Raw genomic sequence first — 21,219 nt, forward strand, 5'->3', positions numbered from 1 at the left:
GGAGGCTTGCCGCCCTCCCCGCAGGAAAGCAAGCGCCTGCAGCGAAAAGGAACGGACTAGATACAAACCGTTCACTCTTAAAAATAACAGTACTAATGTTTACCAAAGTAGATGAACTTAAAAGTAATAAGCGAACTGGAATTTTCCCCTAATCCCTCAAAAATCTATTAAAGAAACTCGAAACTGGCAAAATAAAAAAACAAGCTGCCGACATCCGGCAGCTTGTTTGTGATTCTATTTAGATCGCAGCTGTTTCTTTCTCACGCTCGATTACAGCGAGGCGTTCTGCCACTTCTTCTTCTGTGAGACCGTATTCTTGTACATAACGGTTTTCAGGATGTGTGCGGCATTCGTGAGAGCAGCTTCTCATATATTTGTGCTCATTTTCTTCAGAGCAGATAATTTTTTGGTTACATGGCGGGTACGCGCAGTTGACGTAGCGTTCACATGGTTCTCCGTCGTAGAAGTCACGGGCAATGACCACGTGCTCTTTGCGGTTGACCGGTACTGAGATACGCTCATCGAATACGTAGAGCTGGCCGTCCCATAGGTCACCCTGCACTTCTGGATCCTGACCGTACGTCACGATGCCTCCGTGAAGTTGTGCAACGTCTTCGAATCCTTCTTTCAGGAGCCATCCGGAGAATTTCTCACAGCGGATTCCGCCTGTGCAATAGGTGATGATCTTTTTATCCATGAACTTTTCTTTGTTGTCGCGGATCCATTGCGGAAGGTCGCGGAAGTTGCGGATATCCGGGCGGATCGCGCCTCTGAAGTGTCCAAGGTCATATTCATAATCATTCCGTGCGTCGAGGACGATGGTGTCTTCACGCTGGATTTGTTCGTAGAATTCTTTCGGCTCAAGATACTGGCCAGTAAGTTTATTCGGATCTACATCATCTTCAAGGCGAAGGGTAACCAGTTCTTTACGGTATTTGACCTTCAATTTCTTGAACGCGTGGCCATCTGTTTCTTCAATCTTGAAAACCGTGTCTTTGAAACGCGGATCGTTTCTCATATACTCCATGTAGGCGTCAGTCTGTTCAACTGTTCCGGAGCATGTTCCATTGATTCCTTCTTCAGAAATCAGGATGCGTCCGAGCAGTCCGATTTCTTCACACTTGGCTTTATGCTGAGGAGCATATTCCTCTGCATTTTCCACATTTACATAGTTGTAATACAGTAAAACGCGATAGTCGTTCATTTTTATTCCACCTGTCGATTAATATTTGCAAGATATAATCTTAGGATTTCTTCCTTATTACTCTTACGATTGTCTATTATAACAAATTTTTTATAAAATGCATCATCCATTGAAGAGAATCCTTAGGAAGCGGTGGATTTTAATGGTACAGATCGGTGACTTTTTATTGAAAGTTACCGGTCTTTTTGAAAGAATGAAAATAGAGGAAAAATCTACATTAGGGGATGACGATTTCATGCGCAAGATACTCTTACTATGTTTCCTTTTGGTATTCGGACTTGTACTGGCGGGGTGTCAGGAGCAATCGAAGCCCGATGATCGCCTGAAGGATTATGTGAAATTGTGGAATAAACAGACGTTTGATGACATGTACGGCAGCTACTTGAGTACCGAGACAAAGGACTCGTATAAAAAGAAGGATTTTGTCGACCGGTATAAGAAAATTTATGAGGACACCGGTGTATCGGATCTGAAGGTGACGTTTAAAGCACCGAAGGATGATACGGACTGGGATAAAAAGAAGGAAGCTGAGTTTCCCGTCACCATCAGCTTCAACACATCTGCCGGTGAAGTGAAGTACGATCAGAACGTGAAGCTTACAAAAGAAGAGCGGGATGATAAAGAGGATTGGTATGTCAACTGGGATCCTTCCTTTATCCTGCCTGAACTTGAGGATGGGGATAAGGTAGGGATCGACACGATCACCGCTCAGCGCGGGGAAATCTACGACCGTAATGATCAGCCCCTTGCCGTGAACGGTGAAGCGTTCCAGATCGGGATCGTACCTGGTGAATTTGATGAAGGCAATTTGAAAAAGGTCGCCGATCTCCTTGATACGTCGGAAGAGGCGATAAAAAAAGAACTCGATCAAAGCTGGGTGCAGCCGGAGTATTTCGTTCCGATCAAGAAGCTGCCCCTTTCCGAGCGTCCCCTTGCCCTGGAGGTCATCGATCTCGATGGACTCTACTCCAAGCGTGTGAAAGCAAGGGAGTATCCGTTCGGAGAAGCGACGGCCCACTTGACGGGCTATATCGGAAAGCTTACAGCAGAGAAGCTGGAGAAAGTGAAGGATAAAGGATACACAGCCGATTCCCTCATCGGGGTCAGTGGAACGGAAGAGGTATTTGAAGACAAACTCCGGGGGAAAGACGGCCAGCGCATTTTCCTCACGAAGGAAAATGGCGATGAAGTGACGGTCGCCGAGCAGGAAGTGGAGAATGGAAAGAACGTCAAGCTTACCATAGATGCAGACCTGCAGAAGAAAATCTATGCCCAGATGAAGAAGGAACCGGGCACGGCGGCAGCCATGAATCCGAAGACGGGTGAAGCCCTTGCATTGGTAAGCACCCCGTCCTTTGACCCGAATGAAATGATTCTCGGAATATCTTCTGACCGCTATAAAGAACTTTCGGAAGATCCGGATAAGCCATTTGAGAATCGATTCCAGATCACCTATTCACCTGGATCCACAATGAAAGGGATCACCGCATCCGTAGGGTTGAAATCCGGCAAGCTTGATCCGGATAAGGCGTATGACATCAAAGGGAAGACGTGGAAGAAGGATGAGTCATGGGGGAATTACAAGGTCGTCCGCGTATTTGATAACGACAGCTCGGTGGATCTCGAAAGCGGCCTGAAATACTCAGATAATATCTATTTTGCCCGTGCCGGACTTGATATGGGTGCCGACACCTTCGTGAAGGGTCTGAAAGAGAACTTTGGATTCGGAGAGGATATCCCGTTTGAGTATCCACTCTATAACTCCCAAGTATCCAATGACGGAAAGATCGAGAAAGAAGTCCAGCTTGCGGATTCCGCTTTCGGGCAGGGGCAGGTGCTCATGAATATCGTCCACCTTGCCAGTGCTTACGGAGGGATCATCAATGACGGGAACATGATGGAACCTCAGCTCGTTCTCGACCAGGAGCCGAAGGTGTGGAAGAAAGAAGTCGTGACAACGGAACAGGCAAAACTGCTGCAAACGGATTTGAGGAAGGTCGTATCAGAAGGAATCGCCACAAAAGCGAACTCTGCCGGTAAAGCCATTGCCGGAAAAACCGGTACAGCTGAAATCAAATCGGAACAAGGATCAAAAGGAAGAGAAAATGGACTGTTCGTCTCTTATGACCAGAACAATCCCGATATGGTCCTTGCCATGCTCCTGGAAAATGTCCAGGACAACGGGGGGAGCACCCATACCGTCCAGGTGACGAAGAAGTTCTACGACAGCTTGAAATAAGAGATGGCCTGCCGGTGCTCCCGGCGGGCTTCTTTTGAATCAGGAAGGGTCCCAATTCCCTATAACGTGCCATTTTTCCATGAAAAATTCGTCGGATCTCCGTTCGGTTTTGTCGTCAAATATGGTAATATAAGAAAATGAATAAGAGAATTCACCAAACCTTACATAAAAGGAGTATGATCATGAGTAAAACGCTTATTTTCGGACACAAGAATCCCGATACCGATACGATTACATCCGCCCTTGTCTATGCTGATCTCAAGAGCAAACTTGGAGCAGAAGTGGAAGCAGTGCGCCTCGGCGACGTGAACGGGGAAACCCAATACGCCCTCGACCACTTCAAAGTGGAGGCCCCGCGCCTTGTGGAAAAGGTCGCGCCTGAAGCAGACACGGTCATCCTGGTTGATCACAACGAACGCCAGCAAAGTGCCGTAGACATTGAAGACGTACGCGTCCTCGAAGTCATCGATCATCACCGTATCGCCAACTTTGAAACGGCTGACCCGTTGTATTACCGCGCCGAGCCGGTTGGTTGCACGGCGACGATCCTGAATAAGATGTACAAAGAGAAAGGCGTGGAAGTGACGAAGGAAATGGCGGGCCTCATGCTGTCTGCCATCATCTCAGATTCACTCCTGTTCAAATCGCCGACCTGCACGGATGAAGACGTGGCTGCAGCGAATGAACTGGCTGAAATCGCCGGTGTTGACGCACAGGTATACGGTCTTGAAATGCTGAAAGCAGGAGCCAATATGAGCACGAAGACGGTTGCCGAGCTTGTAACGCTTGATGCCAAGGAGTTCTCCATGGGTACAGCAAAGGTTGAAGTCGCTCAGATCAATGTCGTCGACCTGAACGATGTCTTCGGCCGCCAAGCAGAAGTGGAGGCAGCCATCGAAACCCTCATCAAACAAAAAGGCCTGGATCTATTCCTTCTTGTTGTCACTGACATCCTTGAGAACGACTCGACGGCCCTTGCACTTGGAAGCAAGGCAGGAGAAGTAGAGAAAGCCTTCAACGTGAAGCTTGAGAACAACCGTGCGCTTCTTAAAGGCGTCGTTTCACGTAAAAAACAAATCGTACCGGTCCTGACCGAAACCATCAAATAATCATCAAGGAGCAGCTGAAACATGCTGCTCCTTTTTTACATGGAGGAGACATATGCAACTACAGGCTGTTCATCATATTGCCATCATCTGTTCAGACTACGAAGCCTCCAAGGCCTTCTACACCAATCTCCTTGGTTTCACGATCATCAGGGAAGTATACCGGGAAGACCGTGACTCGTATAAGCTCGACCTTGCCCTGAACGGTGCCTACATCATCGAACTCTTTTCCTTCCCGGATGCCCCGGAGCGACCCAGCTATCCGGAAGCCAGGGGACTCAGGCACCTCGCCTTTGAAGTGATGAATATAAAAGACGCAGTGAACGAACTACGCCACTACGGCATCGAAGTCGAGGATATACGCACCGATCCTTACACCTCCAGACGCTTCACCTTTTTTTCGGACCCCGATGGTCTCCCGTTGGAACTGTATGAAATCTGAGTAAAGACGCTCACCAATTGGCCTGAAACCACCGGCTGCTTCGTACGTATAAAAGAATAAAAAAAAGACGCTCTGATCAAGAGCGTCATCCACAGGTATTGAAATTTGTCGTTGGGTCTATTTAACCATAGATCAAAAATGGATGGAATCCTGCTGTGAAGGAATGCCTTCGGGATAAAACGTATTTTGCGAAATAAAAGCCTTTATTCCTAAAAGAATATAAGGATATTAATATTTATGGGCCCAAAAAAAAGGACGCCCCCTAAGCAAGAGCGTCGTCCAAAGGTATTGTAACTTGTCGTTGAATCCATTAAACCACATTCGGAAAATCAGTGAATTCTGCCTCTCGACACACGGAAGGTCGGGACCTTCAGTATTTCATAATGAAAGCGTGCATTTCTTAGAAGTTATAAGGATATTAATATTTTTCTTACATAAAAAAAGGACGCCCCCTAAGCAAGAGCGTCGTCCAAAGGTATTGTAATTTGTCGTTGAATTCATTAAACCATATCCGGAAATTCAGTGGATTCCCACTCTCGACACACGGCAGGGCAGGACCTTCAATATTTCATAATCAAAGCGCGAATTTCTCAGAAGTTATAAGGATATTAATATTTTTCTTTTGCATAAAAAAAGGACGCTCCCTAAGCAAGAGCGCCGTCCAAAGGTATTGTAATTTGTCGTTGAATTCATTAAACCATATTCCAAAAGTACATGTAATTCTGCTCTCGTCCTACCTTGACCGGTGTAGGAGGTCAATATGATAGGGCATTGCGGAAATCTCAGAATCTATAAGAATATTAATATTTACTCATCGTGCAAACCCATATTCGAAACGAACATATCTACAGCAGGGGTGGATTAGAATGGACTATTCAATCATAGGAAAGAAAATAAGGGAATTGAGAAAAGCCATCGGCATCACCCAAGGGGAACTCGCTGATGGAATCTGTACGCAGGCACTGGTCAGTCGCATGGAGAAAGGGGATATCTATCCCAGCGCCACGGTGCTCTACCGCATTTCGCAAAAGCTCGGGGTAGATGTGAACTACTTCTTCGAAATCGGATCCACCGAGCGCTTTGACTACATAAAAAACGTGGAGCGATTATTGAACAATTACCGATTTAAACTGCAGTATGACGAATTGATCGAGCTCGTGCGAAAAGAAGAAAAAAATCCGATTTTCATCAATCACAAAGAAAACAAGCAGCTGCTCGAATGGAATAAGGCCATCTACATAGCAGAAGTCGAAAACGACAAAGACCGGGCCATCAGCGTATTGCTGGATGCCTACCACCTGACGGCTGACCCGAAGAGGGCGATGTCGGAGAGGGAGATGCGGATTCAACTATCGGTGGGCCATATTTTATCTTCCCAGGAGAAAGACAAAGAAGCTTTGGAGACGTATAACCGGGTGCGAGATTCCATCGGTCAGGATACTTTCCTTCAAGATAAGTCGATTAAAACGAGAATTTATTATCATACGGCCAGAATTCTTACAAGACTTGGAGAATACGAAGAATCTCTCAACTATTGCAGGGAAGGATTAAAATGGACCATAAGCCAAGAACGGTTATTTGGAATTGCACAATTGAATTATCAAATTGGTTACAACCTGGAGCTTCAAGGGAAACCCGAAGAAGCGCTTTCCTATTTTCAAAAAGGGAGAAATTACTTTCAAATTCAAAAGAATGAGAAGCTTGTCGAATTCATAGATCATAAGATTGAAGAGACAAAGAGCTCAGTACACGCAGAAGGAAAAACGTAGGTGGTGAGGTTGGAAACAGAAAACGATAGATAGAGGTGGAATTTCATGGATTACTCAGTAATTGGAAAGAAGATAAAAGAACTCAGGAAAGCAATCGGCATCACTCAAGGAGAACTTGCAGAAGGAATCTGTACCCAGGCTTTGATCAGTCGAATCGAAAAGGGAGACATCTATCCCAGCGCCACGGTTCTTTATCGAATCTCTCAAAGACTTGGGGTGGATGTGAATTATTTCTTTGAAATAGGTTCTACCGAAAGACATGACTATATCAAAAATGTTGAGCGTCTATTTCACACCTACCGCTTCAATTTACAGTATGAGGACATGATCAAGCTGATTGAGAAGGAAGAACAAAATCCGCTGTTTGTGAACAACAAGGAAAATAAACAGCTATTGGTTTGGAATAAAGCTATCTATGTGAGTGAAGTGGAAAGAAATAAAGAAAAAGCAGTGGGTATGGTGTTGGATGCTATCAAACTGACGGAGGATACTAAGAGGGCCATGACTGAGAGGGAAATGCGCCTTCAAATTACACTGGGCAATATGTTAGCCCTTCTGGAAAGATATGATGAGGCGTTAGCTGCTTATGGGAAGGCTCAGGAAGCAGTAGATCAAAATCCTTATTTGCAGGATAAGTCTATTAAAACAAGGCTTTACTACCATACTGCTAGAATCATTACGCGTCTTGGTGACTATGATGAATCAATCAAGTATTGCAAGGAAGGGCTGAAATGGACCATTAGTGAAGAACGATTATATGGAATTGCTCAATTAAACTATCAAATTGGATACAACTTTGAGTTGAAAGGTAATTACGATTCGGCGCTTTTATATTTTCAGAAGGGAAGAGACTACTTCCAGATCCAAAAGAATACCCGCTTCGTTGACTTTATTGATAAAAAGATAGAAGCAGTAAGGGTAGCTCAATCATAAAGGTAGGTGCTGAGCATGAAACTTTCCGAAATTGGAAAAAAGATTAGTGAACTTCGGAATGAAATGAATCTCACCCAAGGTGAACTGGCAGAGGGGATCTGTACACAAGCCTCAATTAGTATGATTGAAAAAGGAGAACTTGACCCGAATGCTACGATCCTTTACCAGATTGCGAAGAAGCTTGGAGTCGATGTGAACTACTTCTTTCATATAGGTTCTACTCCGAGGTTGGATTACATCAACGAGGTGGAAAAGCAGCTCAGAAAACTGCGTATAAAACATAAATACAGAGAGATGATGGAGATAGTTTCTATCGAGGAAAAAAATCCATTATTTTATAATAATCCCGCAAAACTTCAATTTTTGTATTGGCACAAAAGTATCTTTTTATTCGAAGTGAAAAAGGATCACCAACAAGCTGTGTCTGTTATTGAAAAAGCGTTTGAATTATTGCCGAATAAAAAAAGAGCTATTACTGAACTAGAAATGGAGATGATGATGGCTCTTGGGACCTATCAATTTACATTAGGGCATTATCAAGAAGTCATAGATCAATACAAAAGGGTCCAAGCCATATTGGATGAAACAAATAGAGAACCTGCAGATAAAACTATAAAGACAAGACTATATTATAATTCATCAAGAGCTCATACCAGATTGGGAAACATAGAAGAATCGCAAGCTCTCCTTCACGAAGGGATCAATTGGTGCATTGAAAGTGAGGAACTTCACCTTTTGCCAGCCCTTCACTATCAGATTGGCTACAATTATGAGCTGATGGGGGAATATGAAAAAGCACTAGAGTTTCTTGATTATAGTATATCTTTATTTGAATTGTCCCCAGGTCATAACTACACAACGTTCTTATCTGACAAAAGATCCACCTATTTAGAGGTTTTGGACTTGCCAAAATATAAGGATGAGAACAACTAAGTGGACGGAGGTGGATTCAATGAAACTCGTCGAAATCGGAAAAAAGATAAGTGAGCTTCGAAACGAAATGAACCTGACTCAAGGTGAACTGGCAGAGGGAATATGTACACAAGCCTCAATCAGTCTGATCGAAAAAGGGGAACTGGACCCGAATGCGACGAGCTTATACCAAATCTCAAAAAAGCTCGGAGTGGATGTGAACTACTTCTTTCATATCGGTTCGACTCCAAGGCTGGATTATATTACCGAAGTAGAGAAACAAGTGAGGAAGCTACGGATTTTAAATGAGTTTGAAGAGATGATGAACATTGTTTCTATAGAGGAAAAAAATCCGTTATTTTATAATGATCCTAAAAATCTCCAGTTTTTATATTGGCATAAGAGCATTTATTATTCTGAAGTGAAGAATGATCATCAACAGGCTGTATCCATATTAGAAGAAGCGTTTGCGCTATTCCCAAACAAAAAAAGGGCAACCACTGAGCTCGAAATTGAAATGATGCTAACCATTGGCATTTATGAGTTTTCCCTCGGTAACTACGAAGCCGTAATCGAAGAGTATGGCAAGATTCAAAAAATCCTGGACGGTACCAATAGAGTACTCAACGATAAGTCGATTAAAACGAGATTATATTATAATCTTGCGAGAGCCCATACCAGGTTGGGTAACTTGGAAGAGTCCACTGCGCTATTAAACGAAGGAATCGATTGGTGCATCGAGTGTGAGGAACTTTATCTCTTGGCGGGACTTTATTATCAAATCGGATACAACTACGAACTCTCGGATGACTATGAAAATGCCTTGGAATATCTGGACTACTGCATCCTTCTATATGCCTTGACACCCGATCATCCAGTCAATAATGGATTCCTTACGGAAAAACGGATAGGTTATTTGAACGCTATAAATAAACAATAAGATGAAGTTTCAAATTTATGTGTGGGTTGGGGTGGATGTATGAAGATGGAGGAAATCGGGAAGAAAATCAGTGAACTTCGAAGCGAAAAGAATTTCACCCAAATGGAGCTTGCGGAGGGGGTTTGCACACAAGCTTCAATCAGCTTGATTGAAAAAGGCGAATTGGAACCGAATGCTTCAACTCTTAGTCAGATTGCAAGGAAGCTGGGAGTAGATATTAACTATTTTTTTGAAATTGGTTCGACTCCAAGACTAGACTACGTCAATGAGGTCGAAAAGCAGCTTAGGGCACTTCGAGTAGTTTATAAATATGAAGAAATGATGGAATATATAAAAACAGAAGAAAAGAATCCGCTATTTTACCGTGATCCGAATAAAATGCAGTTGCTCCTTTGGCATAAGAGTATTTACGCCTTTGAGGTAGAAAAAGACCACCCACAGGCTGTTTCACATATCCAATCAGCCTTTCATCTCACTAAGAATAGTAAAAGAGCCTATACTGAGCTTGAAATGGAAATGATTCTGACATTGGGTGTGTTTGAATACAGAGAGGAGAACTTACAAGAAGCAATAAAACATTTTAATGAAGTGGAAGAAGCTCTGGAAGGATCGAAAAGAATTCCTGCAGACAAGTCTATATATAGTCGTCTTTATTATCATTCAGCGAGAGCGCATACACGTTTGGGAAACCTTAACCATTCAATATCACTCGCAACCAAAGGGATCGATTGGTGCTTAGAGTATGATCAGCTCTATCTTATGCCAGTCTTGCATTATCAGATGGCTTACAACTACGAGCTTATGAATAACTATGGAAAAGCACTGGAGTTTTTAGATCAAAGTATTCAATTGTTTGAATTATATCCAGAAAACCCTGGGGGTAATTTCGTTCGAGACAAAAGATTAAATTACCTACATATGCTTGAAAAGTAAGAGTACCGACCCATTTTATTTCAACAGGGGTGGATATAATGAAACTAGCTGAAATCGGAAAGAAAATCAGTGAACTGAGAAAAGAAATGAATTTAACTCAAGGCGAACTGGCAGACGGGATCTGCACACAGGCATTGGTCAGTCTGATTGAAAAAGGCGAATTGGATCCCAACGCCACGGTCCTATACCAAATATCCAGGAAGCTGGGAGTGGATGTTAATTACTTCTTTCAAATTGGTTCTACTCCCAGGTTAGATTATGTACGTGAAGTGGTAACTCAGCTAAGAAGACTTCGAATCAATCGTCAGCATGAGGAAATGATGGAAATCGTTGAGGTTGAGGAACAAAATCCGTTGTTCATTAATGATAACAGGGCCATGCAATTTCTTTACTGGCATAAGAGTGTGTATATATACGAGGTGAAAGGGGATCATGACGGGGCCATATCATTATTGGAGAAAGCGATGGATTTAGTAGATCGAAAGAAACGCGCATATACGGAAAACGAACTTGAAATGTTCCTGACCCTGGGGGCATTTGAATTTAATGGAGAACAGTACGACCGGGCCATGGAGAAATATCAGCTTGTTCAACAGATCATCGCTACAACTGATCGTGTATTGAAAGTAAAGTCTATAAAGAGCCGCCTACTTTACAATATTGCCCGTGTGAACACCCGCTTGAAAAATTATCAGGAGTCCATCTCCTACGCTCTTCAAGGCATCGACTGGTGCATCGAATGTGAAGATCTCTATCTAATGGCAGAGCTGCACTACCATATTGGATATAACCATGAGCTTTTACATAATTACGAGAAGGCATTGGAGTACTTGGACTATAGTATTCAATTATTTGAACTGAATCCAGATTGTCCTTATCTTGATTTTCTTCAATCTAAACGTGCTGATTATGCAGCCAAACTGAAGAAGAAGGACATTTAAAATCTTTCTACATACACCAAGCGCGTCCCTCATATTTATGTAAGGATAAGCAGGGAGTGGTGACCGATGAGAAGGAGGAGCCCTTTCCCTCTGGTGGCTGTCGTGGTCGTGGCCGTGCTGTTCCTCTCGGTCGTGGCGTTCATGCTGTTTGGCAGGGGGGATGCTTCGGGTTCACCGGAGGAGGTGATCCGGGACTTTTATGAGTTTGAGTCGACGGGCGATTTCGGCAATGCGTGGGAGTTGTTTCATCCTGAAATGAAGAAAAAGTTCTCCAAATCGAATTACATCCAGACCAAGAACCATGTATTCATGGGGCATATGGGTGTGGAGGAATTCGATGTGGAAATCGGTAAGCTCGAAAAGGTGGAGCGCTTTGCTTTTGACGATGAGGGAATTGTATTCAAAGATGTGAGGAAAGCGCAAGTGGATATGTCTTACGATAGCCAGTTCGGTGAGCTGATCGTCAGTCAGCCCTGCTATGTGGCCATTTATAAAGGCAAATGGAAGGTCCTGTGGAATTATCACTTTAAATGATAAAGGGAAATTTCCATTTTAATGGTTTTAGCGAAGGTGTGTGTGTTAAACTGAGACCATATAATCCCAAAGAGAAGGAGGCATCCCCGTGTCCTTGTTGTATATGAAGGCTCGTGAAGCATATGATCGTGATTCCAAGGCTTCTCTGGCCGCGAGCATGAAAGACGACAACAAACAGAAGTCAGTGGCGAAAGTAGCGAAGAAATAGCGGACGTTAAGGGGTCATCTATGGGATATAAATAAGGCGCCGGGGATCAACTCCCCGGCGCCTTATTTGTGTTATTGGGGATCTTCCCCGATGATCCGTACTTCACGCTCAAGCTCTACATCGAATTTTTCTTTGACCGTCTTTTGGACGTGTTCGATGAGGGCGATGTAATCGGAAGCAGATGCGTTATCTTTGTTGACGATAAAACCGGCATGCTTCGTGGATACTTCTGCTCCTCCGAAGTTCGTGCCCTGAAGATCGCTGTCCTGAATCAGCTTCCCGGCGAAATAGCCTGGAGGACGTTTGAAGACACTTCCGCAAGAAGGATACTCAAGGGGCTGCTTCGACTCACGCTTGAATGTGAGGTCGTCCATGACGGCCTTAATATCCTTATGGTCTCCCGGCTTCAGGCTGAATGTCGCTTCAAGGACGATATCCCCTTTTTCGGAAATATTGCTGTGGCGATAATCCAGCTCAAGGTCCTTGGCTGTCCTTTTCACAAGGTTGCCTTCACGGTCGACTACATAGCAGTAGTCCAGCACGTCCTTGATTTCACCGCCGTACGCTCCGGCATTCATGAAGAGGGCACCGCCGACGGTTCCAGGGATGCCGCAAGCGAATTCGAGCCCGGACAGGGTTTCATCAAGGGCACGTCTAGACACATCGATGATGGCAGCTCCACTCTGGGCAACAATCTGCTGATCGGTAGCGCTGATGTCGGAGAAATTTTTCAAATGAAGGACGATTCCACGGATCCCACCGTCTTTGACGATAAGGTTGGATCCATTCCCGAGAAGGGTGAAGGGTACGTCGCTCTTGTTTGCGAGTTTCACAATTTCCTGGACTTCTTCATAGGTGGTCGGCGTGAGGAAGAAGTCGGCGTTGCCGCCAAGTCGCGTGTAGAGGTGATCGCGAAGCGGTTCGTCGCGTTTGATGTTTTCTTTTTTCATTACGTTTGAAAGTTCTTGGTAAACGATTTCTTTATTGTACATCTCTATCAGTCCTATAGAATATTTTATCCGTGAATGAAGTTACCACACCATTATATGACGAAAACCCATGAAAGTTAAATGGTTTCGTTTGACAGTTGGGTGAATTAGGGGTGAGCGTCGTTGTTTGGAGGGATTCTTTTGGGTCTGCTGTTACTTTTGATTAGGGGTGAAGAGGAGAAGAGTCCGTTCTGTTTCGCTGCGGTCGGCCGCTTTCCTGCGGGGTGGACGGTGAGCCGCTTCAGCTGCGCTTCCAGGGTCTCACCCTTCAGTGCACTATACTTTGTGGTGGAGAGATAAAGGAATACCATTCTGCATCAAGCCCATTTTGGATACAGAGGGAAGATTTTGAGGTGAACTTATCTTTCTCCCATATCAAATAAGAAGGACAAGGTCGACCATCCCCTATTCCTCACAATAGACCTACCAAACTAAGGTTACTTTAATTCCAATCTTCAACCAAAGAGTGGATTGAAGCGGAAGACGTCTGACTCCAGCGGAAAAGAATGGTGGCAAGACCCCGCAGGCACGAGGAGGCTTGCCGCCATTCCCGCAGGAAAGCAGGCGTCTGCAGCGAAAAGGAACGGACTTTTCTACAAGACATACTCATTAAAATTGAATGCAAAAATGGCACCCAAACGCTGGGCGCCTTTTCACAGTTTTATTTAAAGATGGAAGAAATGAGGTTCGCGATGAACCCTTTTGGTTGTTCGTCTTTGCCTGAATTCTTAAGCTTGATGGTGTACTTAGCGAAGCCATCTTCCTTGGTTTCGATGTATTTGAATGTGCGAGAATCTTTGATGTACTCTTTTGCTTTTGGTGATGATTCAAAGGTGACGGTGGCCGGACCTTTGATTGGAGAGAAGGACCAGTTCCCGTCCGCTTCCGGGTTGATGCTACCTTGCTCCATGATGTAGTCGATGACGACGTTGCGGTTTTCATCCGGTGCCTGGATGGCGATGTTGGTGCCATCGATGCCCGGGAAGTGACCGCCCCCGCTTGCACGGTAGTTGTTGGTTGCAACCAGGAAGGACTGCTTAGGATTGATTTTTTTGCCGTTGAACTTCAGGTTCTTGATCCGCTGTGATTTCGGATTGATGACATTCCCGTCAGCATCATATTTTGCCGGCTTGGTGACATCAATTTCGTACGTGACGCCATCGATGACATCGTAGTTGTAGGAGCGGAACTCCTGATTGATCAGGGATTGTTCTCCGCGTTTTTTCGGATCGATCTGGTTGAACTGACCGGCAGACATTTCGAGCCATTCTTTTACGTCAGAGCCTTTGATGAGGACGGCCTGCAGGGTGTTCGGATAGAGATAAAGGTCGGCTACATTCTTGATGGCCAGTTCACCCTGAGGGATATCGGTGTAGTATGTCGGGTCCCCTCGGGTACCTGCTTTGAACGGTGCTCCCGCTGAAAGGACCGGGATGTTTTCGTATTCCGTACCTTGGATATATTTCTCCACGTACCATTTCTGGGCATTGGTCACGATCTGGATCGATGGATCATCTTTCACCTGTGAGAAGTACGATGTGATAGGAGCCGTCGTTTCGCCAACGGCGCTGCGCACCCAGTCGATGGTGTGCTGATGATCGTCCTCAATCGCTTTGTACACTTCTTCATCTCGTGCGACAAGAGGTACTCCGTCTTTATCGGCGATGCCCCTGGTGGATGATTTCCCGTTCAATACGGTCCATTTTCCGTCTGCGTGCTGCAGCTGAAGATCGACGAGGCCGAGGTGGCTGCCCCAGTAGCCCGGCATGACGGCAGGGGTTCCGTTGATGGTCCCGTTCGCCGTATCGACGCCTTCAATCCCATCATAAGCGGCAGAAGGGAAGGTCCCGTGGGAATGGCCGAAGAGGATCGCATCGATGCCGTCCACTTTTGAGAGATCATAGGTCGCGTTTTCCTCCATGCCTTCGCTCGTTACCGTCCCGATTCCGGAGTGGGGGATGGCGACGATGATGTCGGCTCCATCAGCCTTCATCTTTGGAATGAAATGCTCGGCGGTCTCTACGATATCCTTTGTGACGACTTTCCCTTCAAGATTGGCTTTGTCCCACTGCATGATTTGAGGAGGGACGAACCCGATGACGCCTACTTTGATTGAGTGGGTTTCACCGTCTTCATCGACGACTTCGCGGTCGAGGATTTCATAAGGCTTGAAGTAATTCTTTTCCCCGGTTCCGTCATCCACGTACACGTTCGCATTCACGTACGGGAAGTTGGAGCCTGAAAGGGACGTTTTCAGGAAATCGAGTCCATAGTTGAATTCGTGGTTTCCGATATTCCCGGCATCATAATCAAGCAGGTTCATGGCTTTGTATACAGGATGGGTTTCCCCAGGCTGCAGCGGGTCGATTTTCGCGACATAATCGCCGAGTGGATTTCCTTGGATCAAGTCCCCGTTATCGAAAAGGAGGCTGTTTTTTGCTTCGGTGCGGGCCTGTTTGATGAGGCTTGCGGTTTTGACAAGTCCGTACTTGTCCGTTTCCGCGTCCTGATAGTAGTCGTAGTTGGCCAGATTCACATGGATATCCGTCGTCTCAAGGATGCGGAGGTTGACGAGATCCGTTTCTGCAGCCTTGGCGCTATGTACATTCGGGGCGAGGAGGGTGAGGGCAAGGGAGGTACCGGTGATCCACTTCAGTTTCGTATACTGCATGTTCATCTCTCCTAATGTTGTCATGATATGAAAGCAATTCCATCCTAGCATAAAGCTGTAAAGTTGAAATGGTGGAAAAGTATCATTTGTGTAAACCGGAAACCGGGATTTTACAGTGGGGTCTATCCATTTCCTGGCGCATAGGATAGGATGATAGAAGGTAAAAGGGAGGAGGGACCGGAGTGGTCCGATTGTATAGTGCCCTCGTGGGGCTCAGCCTCATCTGGGGGATGTCGTTTGTGTTCATTAAATGGCTCGTGGAGCCTGCAGGTATATGGGGGACCGTATTCATCCGTTGCTTTGCAGGAGCTCTGATTCTGCTTCCAATCTACTTCATGCACAGAAAGAAATCAGGGAAGACCAAGCTTCCTTTGAAGAAACTCCTCGTCGTGGGCATCGGGAACGCAGCCTTACCGTGGACGCTCATCGCTCTCAGTGAAACCCAGATCAACAGCAACACGGCGTCGATCCTGAATGCGACGACGCCGATCTGGACAGGGGTGATCGGATTTTTATTGTTTTCCGTCATCCTGACCGGCTCGCAGTGGCTGGGCATCGCCATCGGGTTCTTCGGGATCTTGGTGCTGATGGACTTTCAGATCACCGGTCTCTTCTCATCGGACTTTGTTGGGGTGGGAACGATGCTTGCCGCCACAATGTGCTATGCGTTCTCGTCCCATTTCACGAAAAAGTACCTCGGTGGAACAAGCGTCGTCGTCATCTCCACCTTCCAGCTGCTGATTGGAAGTGTCTTCAGCTTCATCGGGCTTGCCGCCACGGGCGGACCGAACTCGTATGAAGGACTGTTCAGCCTTGAGGTACTGGCAGGCGTCATCGGTCTCGGATGCCTGGGTTCGGGTATAGCGGCCCTGCTGTTTTTCTATATTGTCACGAAGGGAAGCCCTGAGCTCGCGTCCACTGTGACGTACCTCATCCCGGCAAGCGCCATGGTATGGGGATTCGTCCTTCTACAGGAGGAAATCACTCCGAACCTGATCATCGGGCTCCTCATCATCTTCACGGGTGTGTACCTTTCATCACGGAAAAAGAGGGCGATCAAGGTTAAACAAACGTTTGATGGAACGGTGGGAAGATCGTAATGATCACGTCCTTTGTCTAAACAGCCGTTTAGACATTCATAGCCTTTTAACGGGTGCAAATCGATTCCTTTTCATATAAAATGAGAGGGATACATAAGATAAGCTATTACAGATAGCGATGAAAATAACATATAAGGATGGTAATAATTCTATGAAAACGGCAATTGTAACGGATAGTACAGCCTACATCCCGAAAGAATTGCGTGATCAGCTGGACATATATATGATCCCTTTGAGCGTCATCATCGGAGGGGAAACCTATCAGGAAGAAGTTGATATCACCGCAAGTCAGTTCTTTGAAGAAGTACGGAGCTCGGATCGACTGCCAACCACTTCACAACCGCCAGTCGGCCAGTTCGTGGAGCTTTTCGAGAAGCTCTCACACGATTACGACGCCGTCATCTCTATCCATCTCTCAAGCGGCATCAGCGGCACCTACCAAGGAGCTGTGCAGGCAGGGGAAATGGTAAGCGGCATCGAGGTGTACCCGTATGATTCCGAGATCAGCTGTATGGTCCAGGGTTTCTATGTTCTTGAAGGGGCGAAGCTGAGCCGTGAAGGCCGGGATGCCAAAGAAATCGTCAGCCTTCTTGATGAAATGAAGGAAACGGTGAGGGCTTACTTCATGGTGGACAACCTCGCCCATCTTCAACGTGGAGGACGACTGTCGAACGCCCAGGCGATCATCGGGAGCCTGCTGCAGGTGAAGCCTCTACTTCATTTTGTGGACAAGGTCATCGTCCCGTTCGAGAAGATCCGTACGCGGAAGAAAGCATTGAAGCGCGTCGAAAACCTGTTGGGTGAAGCTGTTTCCGACGGTGGACGTTATCAAGCGTCGATCATCCATGCCAATCGTGAGGAAGAGGCCTTGGAGTGGAAGGCACAGCTTGAGGAGCAGTTCCCGAATGTGGAGTTTGGTGTGAGTTATTTCGGCCCGGTGATCGGGACGCATCTTGGAGAAGGGTCCATGGGTATGGGATGGGCGCGTAAGATGACGGAATAATTGCAGGGTGAGGAAGGTTTGGACTTGGGTCCAGGCCTTTTTTGTTTGGATGAGTGGTCCGGAGTTTGAATCTATTGGGATGAGGATCGTTTCGTTTCGCTCCGGGTGTCCGCTTTCCGAGGGGCGTGCGGTCAGCCTCCTTGTGCCTGCGGGTTCTCACCCTGCACACTTTTCCGGTCGGAGTCGGCCGCCCTCCGCTGCACTTCACTATTTGGGGAGGAAGAGGTCTGGCACAGCCCCTCCATGAAAATAAAGGAGTTCGCACACCCTGTGGAGAATTACTCTTACATCCCCTATAGAAAGGAATGAAGCCATGCTTTTTACAGATCAAGATGGTTTTATCACCCCGATTCCCCCATTTGGTCACCCTGACTCCAAGGCTTTACGTATTTCAGATTTTCCAGCAATCCCTTCTCCTCCTTTTAATGAATCCTTCTCTTATTCTCAAGATTTACAACTGCTTCTTTGCGGCAGGGCTTTGTTGATGGATGAGATCCTGTTCGATGGGGCGCTCGTTCATGAGCATTATCGTCATGGATACGTATCATACGGTCCCGGTGTGCAGGCTGGCATTTGTCAGCGCTGCGGGAACGGTTCGCGCGGAAGTTTTGGTGAGTTTGAATGCGCCCGCTGCGGGAAGTCATGCCGCTATTGCAGGAACTGTCTGATGATGGGGAGGGTGTCCGAGTGCACGCCCCTCCTGTCTTGGAATGGTCTGCCTCCCCGTACGGAAGAGGATGTCTTCTTTACCTGGGAAGGGACGCTGTCGCCTGCGCAACAGGAAGCATCCACCGAGCTCGTTACGGCGGTGAAAGAGGATCGGGACCTGCTGATATGGGCCGTGTGCGGTGCCGGGAAGACGGAGGTGCTGTTCGAGGGGATCCATGAGGCTATCAGGGGCGGTAAGCGCGTCTGCCTTGCAACTCCTAGAACCGATGTGATCCTGGAGCTTTCCCCGCGTTTGAAGAAGGTGTTTCCTGAGACGGATCTGATCACCCTGTACGGTGGTTCCGAGGAACGCCAGTCATACGGGCAAATCGTGCTGACCACCACGCATCAGCTGTTTCGGTTCAAGGAGGCATTCGATGTCATGATCGTCGACGAGGTCGATGCGTTTCCCTATTCCTTCGATCCATCCCTTCAGTATGCCGTGGAGAAAGCAAGAAAACCGTCCTCCTCCATGATCCATCTTACGGCGACGCCCGATGCTGCAACGCAGCGGGAGTGCCGATCGGGACGGCGGAACCATTTCCGGATCCCGGCCCGCTTTCATCGTCACCCCATTCCATCCCCGCGATTTGCCTGGTGCGGAAACTGGCAGAAATCGTTGGAAAAAGGCAAGATCCCCCCGCCACTGAAGAAGTGGATGCTACAAAGATTGCATACCTCAACCCCAGCCCTCATCTTTTTCCCCAGCGTAGCCATCATGAACAAAGCGCTCTCCCTGTTCAAAGCCATTCACCCCCTGATCGAGTCCGTCCATGCCGAGGATCCGGAACGGAAAGAGAAAGTCATGAGGATGCGTAAGTTCGAGATGCCGATCCTCCTTACCACGACAATCCTGGAACGGGGAGTCACCATTCCTGGCATTGATGTGGCGGTCCTCGGGGCAGAGGAAACCATCTTCACCGAGAGTGCCCTTGTCCAGATCTCGGGCCGGGTGGGTAGGAGTTCCGATCACCCGGGCGGTGATATCGTGTACTTTCACCACGGCAAGACCGGCGAGATGATCAAAGCCCGTGCCCATATCCATGATATGAACAGGGAGGCCGGGAAGAGGGGGCTCATCGATGCCACGTGACTGCCTGTACTGCGGAGGAGACCTTGATGAAAAAATGAGTTGGGGGTCTTTATTTCAAAGCGACACCAGACTTATGTGCGACGAATGTGACAGGGGATTAGTGCGGATCGAGGGCGGCTGCCCGGGCTGTTCGCGAACTGGAGCGGAGGGTGACCTCTGCCGTGACTGCCTGGAGTGGAACGGGAACCCTGAATGGAACGGGGTGCTGGAGCGGAATGTCTCCCTTTTCCAATACAATGAGTTCATGAAAGAGGTCCTCGCACGCTACAAATATAGAGGAGATTACGTTCTCGCTAAGGCACTGGCGTCTTTCATGCAAACGGCTATACCGAAAGCCGATCTTTTTGTCCCCATCCCCCTCAGCCCCGAGCGATTATACGAACGCGGATTTAATCAGTCGAAGGCCGTCCTGACCGAAGCTGGCCTCCCGTGCCATGAGCTCCTCACGAGGGTCCACACCGAAAAGCAATCGAAGAAGACGAGACGAGAGCGGATGACAGGTGGGCAGGTATTCCGGCTCCCCGAGACGGATCTCTCAGGCAAGAATATCCTTCTCATCGATGATATCTATACGACGGGTACCACCGTGAGACAGGCGGCGATTCTCCTCAAGAAAGCAGGTGCAAGGGAAGTCTCATCGTTCACGATCGCCAGGGGTTAAATCCTTCCCCTTACCTGCCGATAAAAGAAGGGAACCTGCCAAACACGGAGGAATGAATCATGTCAGAAGTGAACAACTGTCCGCGCTGTAACGCGCTATTCATGAAAACCCGCTTCCGCGAAGTGTGTGAAGCATGCCATAAAGCAGAAGAAACGCTATTCGACTCTGTCATCCGATTCCTGAAAAAACGCGAAAACCGGGCCGCGTCCATCGCACGTGTCGTCGATGTCACTGGTGTAGAGGAAGAACTCCTTCATAATTGGGTAAGAAAAGGTCGCATCCAGTCAAGACAATTCCCGAATATGGGCTACCCATGCGACCGGTGCGGCAAGATCATCCACAGTGCACGGATCTGCGAAGGGTGCCAAACGTCCCTCATCCAAGACCTTAAACAGCACGAATCAGACGAACAATGGAAGCAAACCCTCAAGGAATCAGGTCATACGTACTACACCCACAGAAAGGAAAAATGAACCATATCCTATCACTAAACAAACCTCTCAATCATCCGATATACTTACTATAAGACTCGGAAAGTACGGAAAAAGGAGGTAGACGGATTTGAAGATTAATCAGATCGGGAACCATGGAGTAAATCCCTATCAGCGGAATGCCGAAAAGGCAACACAAATGGAAACCAGTAAAAAGCCGGTGGATAAAGTGGAAATTTCTTCACACGCCAAAAATCTCCAGGAGATCTCTATGTTTGAGAAAAATCGAGAAGCAAAAGTAAATGCCATTAAGTCTCAGGTCGAGCAGGGCACCTATAGCCCGAACCCTAAGGACATCGCCAAAAAATTACTTGATTTTTATCGATGACCAAACCGATTCTA

The 21,219-nt window shown here is 46.9% G+C and carries 20 protein-coding genes; 17 read left to right on the forward strand and 3 right to left on the reverse strand.

The genetic code is table 11. From position 1 onward, the window contains the following. Positions 1–238 precede the first annotated feature (238 nt). Complete coding sequence (locus ACNA6I_RS16855) at positions 239–1,204, reverse strand: rhodanese-related sulfurtransferase (RefSeq protein ID WP_048006543.1); 966 nt, start codon at positions 1,202–1,204, stop codon at positions 239–241. Positions 1,205–1,439: 235 nt separating this feature from the next. Here ACNA6I_RS16855 and ACNA6I_RS16860 point away from each other — a divergent pair, with 235 nt between their 5' ends. From ACNA6I_RS16860 to ACNA6I_RS16905, 10 genes are all read left to right on the forward strand, one after another. Further along, positions 1,440–3,443, forward strand: coding sequence for a penicillin-binding transpeptidase domain-containing protein (locus ACNA6I_RS16860; RefSeq protein WP_414131132.1), 2,004 nt, complete (start codon positions 1,440–1,442; stop codon positions 3,441–3,443). A 182-nt stretch (positions 3,444–3,625) separates the two neighbouring features. After that, positions 3,626–4,552 carry a manganese-dependent inorganic pyrophosphatase gene (locus ACNA6I_RS16865; RefSeq protein ID WP_370294289.1) on the forward strand — a complete coding sequence of 309 codons (927 nt, stop codon included), beginning with the start codon at positions 3,626–3,628 and terminating at the stop codon, positions 4,550–4,552. A 52-nt stretch (positions 4,553–4,604) separates the two neighbouring features. After that, a complete protein-coding gene (locus ACNA6I_RS16870) occupies positions 4,605–4,991 on the forward strand; it encodes a VOC family protein (RefSeq protein ID WP_416313805.1) in 387 nt (128 codons plus the stop codon). A gap of 866 nt (positions 4,992–5,857) precedes the next feature. Further along, positions 5,858–6,760: a helix-turn-helix domain-containing protein gene (locus ACNA6I_RS16875; protein WP_416313806.1), complete on the forward strand. Its 903-nt coding sequence runs from the start codon at positions 5,858–5,860 to the stop codon at positions 6,758–6,760. A gap of 45 nt (positions 6,761–6,805) precedes the next feature. Next, positions 6,806–7,693 carry a helix-turn-helix domain-containing protein gene (locus ACNA6I_RS16880; protein WP_048016124.1) on the forward strand — a complete coding sequence of 296 codons (888 nt, stop codon included), beginning with the start codon at positions 6,806–6,808 and terminating at the stop codon, positions 7,691–7,693. A gap of 15 nt (positions 7,694–7,708) precedes the next feature. Continuing rightward, the gene (locus ACNA6I_RS16885; protein WP_048016125.1) at positions 7,709–8,626 is read left to right on the forward strand and encodes a helix-turn-helix domain-containing protein; all 918 of its coding nucleotides are present in this window, start codon (positions 7,709–7,711) and stop codon (positions 8,624–8,626) included. A gap of 19 nt (positions 8,627–8,645) precedes the next feature. Next, the gene (locus ACNA6I_RS16890; protein ID WP_048013196.1) at positions 8,646–9,545 is read left to right on the forward strand and encodes a helix-turn-helix transcriptional regulator; all 900 of its coding nucleotides are present in this window, start codon (positions 8,646–8,648) and stop codon (positions 9,543–9,545) included. A gap of 39 nt (positions 9,546–9,584) precedes the next feature. Further along, positions 9,585–10,478: a helix-turn-helix domain-containing protein gene (locus ACNA6I_RS16895; protein WP_048013195.1), complete on the forward strand. Its 894-nt coding sequence runs from the start codon at positions 9,585–9,587 to the stop codon at positions 10,476–10,478. Between the two features lie 38 nt (positions 10,479–10,516). After that, positions 10,517–11,419, forward strand: a complete 903-nt coding sequence (locus ACNA6I_RS16900) for a helix-turn-helix transcriptional regulator (RefSeq protein ID WP_048013194.1) — start codon at positions 10,517–10,519, stop codon at positions 11,417–11,419. Positions 11,420–11,485: 66 nt separating this feature from the next. Continuing rightward, on the forward strand, positions 11,486–11,953 hold the full coding sequence (locus tag ACNA6I_RS16905) for a hypothetical protein (protein ID WP_063190610.1): 468 nt from the start codon (positions 11,486–11,488) through the stop codon (positions 11,951–11,953). Between the two features lie 279 nt (positions 11,954–12,232). Here the strand turns inward: ACNA6I_RS16905 and murB are convergent, their stop codons facing one another. Next, positions 12,233–13,153, reverse strand: a complete 921-nt coding sequence (murB, locus tag ACNA6I_RS16910) for a UDP-N-acetylmuramate dehydrogenase (RefSeq protein ID WP_063190611.1) — start codon at positions 13,151–13,153, stop codon at positions 12,233–12,235. A 138-nt stretch (positions 13,154–13,291) separates the two neighbouring features. On the opposite strand from murB, the gene ACNA6I_RS16915 reads away from it, so the two are divergent. Then, positions 13,292–13,450, forward strand: coding sequence for a hypothetical protein (locus tag ACNA6I_RS16915; RefSeq protein WP_416313807.1), 159 nt, complete (start codon positions 13,292–13,294; stop codon positions 13,448–13,450). A 361-nt stretch (positions 13,451–13,811) separates the two neighbouring features. On the opposite strand, the gene ACNA6I_RS16920 is transcribed toward ACNA6I_RS16915, so the two are convergent. Beyond that, on the reverse strand, positions 13,812–15,821 hold the full coding sequence (locus ACNA6I_RS16920) for a bifunctional 2',3'-cyclic-nucleotide 2'-phosphodiesterase/3'-nucleotidase (RefSeq protein WP_416313808.1): 2,010 nt from the start codon (positions 15,819–15,821) through the stop codon (positions 13,812–13,814). A 182-nt stretch (positions 15,822–16,003) separates the two neighbouring features. On the opposite strand from ACNA6I_RS16920, the gene ACNA6I_RS16925 reads away from it, so the two are divergent. The 6 genes from ACNA6I_RS16925 (at position 16,004) to flgM (ending at position 21,205) form a co-directional block, all read left to right on the forward strand. Further along, on the forward strand, positions 16,004–16,921 hold the full coding sequence (locus tag ACNA6I_RS16925) for a DMT family transporter (RefSeq protein ID WP_048013189.1): 918 nt from the start codon (positions 16,004–16,006) through the stop codon (positions 16,919–16,921). A gap of 151 nt (positions 16,922–17,072) precedes the next feature. Further along, the gene (locus tag ACNA6I_RS16930; protein ID WP_416313809.1) at positions 17,073–17,924 is read left to right on the forward strand and encodes a DegV family protein; all 852 of its coding nucleotides are present in this window, start codon (positions 17,073–17,075) and stop codon (positions 17,922–17,924) included. A 484-nt stretch (positions 17,925–18,408) separates the two neighbouring features. Continuing rightward, the gene (locus ACNA6I_RS16935) at positions 18,409–19,725 is read left to right on the forward strand and encodes a DEAD/DEAH box helicase (protein ID WP_416313810.1); all 1,317 of its coding nucleotides are present in this window, start codon (positions 18,409–18,411) and stop codon (positions 19,723–19,725) included. Further along, on the forward strand, positions 19,715–20,386 hold the full coding sequence (locus ACNA6I_RS16940; protein WP_416313811.1) for a ComF family protein: 672 nt from the start codon (positions 19,715–19,717) through the stop codon (positions 20,384–20,386). The genes ACNA6I_RS16935 and ACNA6I_RS16940 overlap by 11 nt, the downstream gene beginning before the upstream one ends. 59 nt (positions 20,387–20,445) lie before the next feature. Then, on the forward strand, positions 20,446–20,859 hold the full coding sequence (locus ACNA6I_RS16945) for a TIGR03826 family flagellar region protein (protein WP_048016135.1): 414 nt from the start codon (positions 20,446–20,448) through the stop codon (positions 20,857–20,859). 88 nt (positions 20,860–20,947) lie between these two features. Further along, positions 20,948–21,205 carry a flagellar biosynthesis anti-sigma factor FlgM gene (gene flgM / locus ACNA6I_RS16950; protein WP_416313812.1) on the forward strand — a complete coding sequence of 86 codons (258 nt, stop codon included), beginning with the start codon at positions 20,948–20,950 and terminating at the stop codon, positions 21,203–21,205. Positions 21,206–21,219: the final 14 nt, after the last annotated feature.

Source organism: Rossellomorea sp. FS2 (genome assembly GCF_047915635.1).
GTDB lineage: Bacteria > Bacillota > Bacilli > Bacillales > Bacillaceae_B > Rossellomorea > Rossellomorea marisflavi_A.

Excerpts from the sequence above, each read along its gene's own strand:
- ACNA6I_RS16935 (WP_416313810.1), top strand. The coding sequence starts at position 18,409 with ATGGATGAGATCCTGTTCGATGGGGCGCTCGTTCATGAGCATTATCGT.
- ACNA6I_RS16920 (WP_416313808.1), bottom strand. The coding sequence starts at position 15,821 with ATGCAGTATACGAAACTGAAGTGGATCACCGGTACCTCCCTTGCCCTC.
- ACNA6I_RS16885 (WP_048016125.1), top strand. The coding sequence starts at position 7,709 with ATGAAACTTTCCGAAATTGGAAAAAAGATTAGTGAACTTCGGAATGAA.
- ACNA6I_RS16870 (WP_416313805.1), top strand. The coding sequence starts at position 4,605 with ATGCAACTACAGGCTGTTCATCATATTGCCATCATCTGTTCAGACTAC.
- ACNA6I_RS16865 (WP_370294289.1), top strand. The coding sequence starts at position 3,626 with ATGAGTAAAACGCTTATTTTCGGACACAAGAATCCCGATACCGATACG.
- murB (WP_063190611.1), bottom strand. The coding sequence starts at position 13,153 with ATGTACAATAAAGAAATCGTTTACCAAGAACTTTCAAACGTAATGAAA.
- ACNA6I_RS16860 (WP_414131132.1), top strand. The coding sequence starts at position 1,440 with ATGCGCAAGATACTCTTACTATGTTTCCTTTTGGTATTCGGACTTGTA.
- ACNA6I_RS16895 (WP_048013195.1), top strand. The coding sequence starts at position 9,585 with ATGAAGATGGAGGAAATCGGGAAGAAAATCAGTGAACTTCGAAGCGAA.
- ACNA6I_RS16945 (WP_048016135.1), top strand. The coding sequence starts at position 20,446 with ATGTCAGAAGTGAACAACTGTCCGCGCTGTAACGCGCTATTCATGAAA.
- ACNA6I_RS16900 (WP_048013194.1), top strand. The coding sequence starts at position 10,517 with ATGAAACTAGCTGAAATCGGAAAGAAAATCAGTGAACTGAGAAAAGAA.
- ACNA6I_RS16875 (WP_416313806.1), top strand. The coding sequence starts at position 5,858 with ATGGACTATTCAATCATAGGAAAGAAAATAAGGGAATTGAGAAAAGCC.
- ACNA6I_RS16930 (WP_416313809.1), top strand. The coding sequence starts at position 17,073 with ATGAAAACGGCAATTGTAACGGATAGTACAGCCTACATCCCGAAAGAA.
- ACNA6I_RS16880 (WP_048016124.1), top strand. The coding sequence starts at position 6,806 with ATGGATTACTCAGTAATTGGAAAGAAGATAAAAGAACTCAGGAAAGCA.
- ACNA6I_RS16905 (WP_063190610.1), top strand. The coding sequence starts at position 11,486 with ATGAGAAGGAGGAGCCCTTTCCCTCTGGTGGCTGTCGTGGTCGTGGCC.
- ACNA6I_RS16890 (WP_048013196.1), top strand. The coding sequence starts at position 8,646 with ATGAAACTCGTCGAAATCGGAAAAAAGATAAGTGAGCTTCGAAACGAA.
- ACNA6I_RS16855 (WP_048006543.1), bottom strand. The coding sequence starts at position 1,204 with ATGAACGACTATCGCGTTTTACTGTATTACAACTATGTAAATGTGGAA.
- ACNA6I_RS16940 (WP_416313811.1), top strand. The coding sequence starts at position 19,715 with ATGCCACGTGACTGCCTGTACTGCGGAGGAGACCTTGATGAAAAAATG.